This is a genomic window from Paenibacillus sp. J22P59, assembly GCF_059383895.1.
This window is the reverse complement of the sequence record NZ_JBXENX010000031.1, coordinates 1-2,684: the sequence shown is the minus strand read 5'-3', so window position 1 is coordinate 2,684 and position 2,684 is coordinate 1. Positions and strand designations below refer to the sequence as shown.

4 protein-coding genes are annotated in these 2,684 nt (G+C 45.9%); all 4 read right to left on the bottom strand.

Going from position 1 to position 2,684, the window contains the following annotated elements; genetic code table 11:
* Window positions 1-468 (bottom strand): peptidoglycan recognition protein family protein (locus AC50YO_RS25465; protein ID WP_494851417.1); only part of this gene is annotated, 468 nt, incomplete at its 3' end.
* Complete coding sequence (locus AC50YO_RS25460; RefSeq protein WP_494851415.1) at window positions 461-946, bottom strand: phage holin family protein; 486 nt, start codon at window positions 944-946, stop codon at window positions 461-463. The genes AC50YO_RS25465 and AC50YO_RS25460, both read right to left, overlap by 8 nt.
* 157 nt (window positions 947-1,103) lie before the next feature.
* On the bottom strand, window positions 1,104-1,424 hold the full coding sequence (locus AC50YO_RS25455) for a hypothetical protein (RefSeq protein WP_494851413.1): 321 nt from the start codon (window positions 1,422-1,424) through the stop codon (window positions 1,104-1,106).
* Window positions 1,425-1,436: 12 nt separating this feature from the next.
* Window positions 1,437-2,684, bottom strand: a 1,248-nt coding sequence (locus AC50YO_RS25450) for a hypothetical protein (RefSeq protein WP_494851411.1), incomplete at its 5' end; no start/stop codon positions are given.

Genomic DNA, 2,684 nt, shown 5'->3' with positions numbered 1-2,684 from the left:
CGCCTTAAACTCCACCCATCTAGTCCACTTGCCACCGTCATACATTAGCCGCGGGCATATCTTGCCTGACCAGTCATAGTGACGGCGTAACCGATCTACGCCCCATCTGCGCTCCTTAAGCAAGCCTGCGACCAGCTCAGCGGCATTGTCCAACGTCTTTGTGTAATCTCCAGACTCACATATTTCAATTCCAATGCTTGTACGATTGCCGCTATTTGCCCCACTTCCGTCCCCAGCATGCCATGCTACCTCTTTAAGTGGGATACACTCAATAGCCCCTACTTCATCTACTACGAGATGGTACGATGCAGTACGATCATTAGCTGGGTTTGTAAGCCACGCCCGCTCATTTGCTGCCGTGCTGGTCGGATTACCCGTGTTATGGATTGTAATTGTAGTGGCTAGCATAACGAGACCAGGGCGACGGTTATGTGGTGTTGTTCTTGGTATGTGATTAACCTTAAGCATCCTTGTTTACCTCCTCATTTGGTGCCACAACACCTCCGCGCTGAGCTGCGCGTTCAATCTTCTTATCCAGTTCACTGCTCACCCAGCTGCTCACCTTTTCGAGCACTCCCAGTGGCAGGAAATCCCCCCAACCTGCACGGATCGCATTAGCGGTCATGGACTGCAATATGTGATAAAGTAGCCCGATGGATAGTGCCCCGAATACTACACTCGGTAGGCTAAATGCTTGATCGAGTAAATGACCACCCGCTGGTAACAGCAGCATAAACGCTGTGCGAAATATACCATCAATGCCGTATTTACTTGCATAGCTTTTATCTTTTTTAGCAGCCTGCACGCCAGAAATCCAATCCATAACGATGAAAAATAATAGTGCTGACATGATTGTGGTCACCGATTCACCTGCTCCGTAGAAAAATTCAAACGCTGGCAACACCACTGCCCCTGCTGTTGCCCATATAGGCTGTTCTGGTCTCATTAATAATCCTCCTCAAAAGTAAAAGCCCCGCCGTAGCGGAGCTTAGTTGATTTGTTGTTGTTCAATTGCTTCACGATATGGATCAGGCACCAAATCTAATATGATGCGTTCCATATTGTATAAAAATTGATACAGCCTCAAGATACGATCGTCCATCTTACACCCCTAACTGCAAGCTGGCTAAATCCGCCACCAGTTGCTTAAGCTCTGCTATTTCCTGTTCTGGCGTTTTTGCTGGCGGGCGTTGGGCCCACTCTATATCAAGCTCCTGCTGCGTCCTTTCAATTACTTTCTCACCGTTCCATCTAAAGTTAAACTGTCCTCTCTCGTTAATAAGGGGCTCCGTAAACTCTAAGTGAAAATGACGTTGCTCGCTCTCACTAAGCAATACATCACCATCTAATGGCTCCTCGAAGGCAGAAGAAAAGCCGTAGACGATTGTCCCGGCTCCATCTACCCTTATATAGTGTTTATTCATTCTAACCCTCCTTTATAGTTCGGCGTCTGCCGTCCATTGAAAACTAATAAAATTCAACTCTGCAACATGTGTGTTGTTTACCTGTACAATAAACCCCTTTTCATCATTAGCAAAGATTTTACCAGGAATATTTGTCCCCAGTGTCTCGTTTCTAATTTTCCCCTGTGCCTGTGCAGTTGGATTATAAAGCTGGATAGAAGGTTGTATCCTTTTCGCAACTGAAAATTTAGTACGGGGAAAAATATGATAATCATAAGATGATCCTGTTAACAACAGTTCATACCCCGTTTGTCCGTTCCCGTCTGCTGGTGAAATGTGATAACTGTAGCTTTTTTCATAATACCGCTGACAGAGCGTCAGCTCCTCTGCAAACGAACGCGGTTGGAAAGGTAATGCTGTATCACCAGAGCATACTTGTAACTGAGCAATATCAACATAGCCAGTTCCTCTAAAGGTCTCGGCTACAGTATCCCCATAAGATGCAGCTCGGGTAGAGCCCCACATAACAGCCATGGCAAGCACTAGCATATCATCATTATTGGCACCAAACGTTTTCCCTGTGAGGTTAGCTGTATCAACCGTATGAGTGTACCGTTTCCATTGTGAGGTTAAGGTGAAATTCTTGCCTGCTAACGAATCTCCAGCACTCGGGGAGCCACCTGATCCATATAATTGGGATACTGTAATGCCCAACTTTTTACCCGGAATATCACTCTTGGCCATAAATGAGATAGTAAGTTTTTTCCCACTGCCACATAGATATCTGGGTCCATGTTCAATTCTATTTTGTATGTTATAAACATCGTTCACGCCGAAACCGTTGCCGGCACCACTAAAAGAAACACGATAAGAATGAAATGATCCGGGAATCTCTCCTGATACCAATGTGTTACGGGTATGAGTAATTGTTGTTGGTAGGGTGCCCGTATTGGATATCCCAGCAAGATACCTGTCCGCTGTGTAGCCATTTGGATTAATGAAGGTCGAGCCACGTTGCCAGATATCAAGGTTTCCGTTAATAATAGCTTGTCTCTCCATCCCCATCACTGACCGACCACTTAAAGAGACTATTTTAGAGTCCAAGGCAGCATGCTCTGTGTCCAGACGAGCTTTTAAACTTGGATATGCCGGACCACTTGCCGGCAGGCGTGCATCCACGATCTCGACGTTGCTGTCTCCACCATCAGCAATAATATTATCTACTCTATCAGTTAGGATGGCTAATCCACTATCAACTGCAGTCATATCCTGCTCTACCCG

Bases quoted from the DNA above. Each gene is read 5' to 3' on its own strand.
- AC50YO_RS25460 (WP_494851415.1), bottom strand. From the start codon at position 946: ATGAGACCAGAACAGCCTATATGGGCAACAGCAGGGGCAGTGGTGTTG.
- AC50YO_RS25455 (WP_494851413.1), bottom strand. From the start codon at position 1,424: ATGAATAAACACTATATAAGGGTAGATGGAGCCGGGACAATCGTCTAC.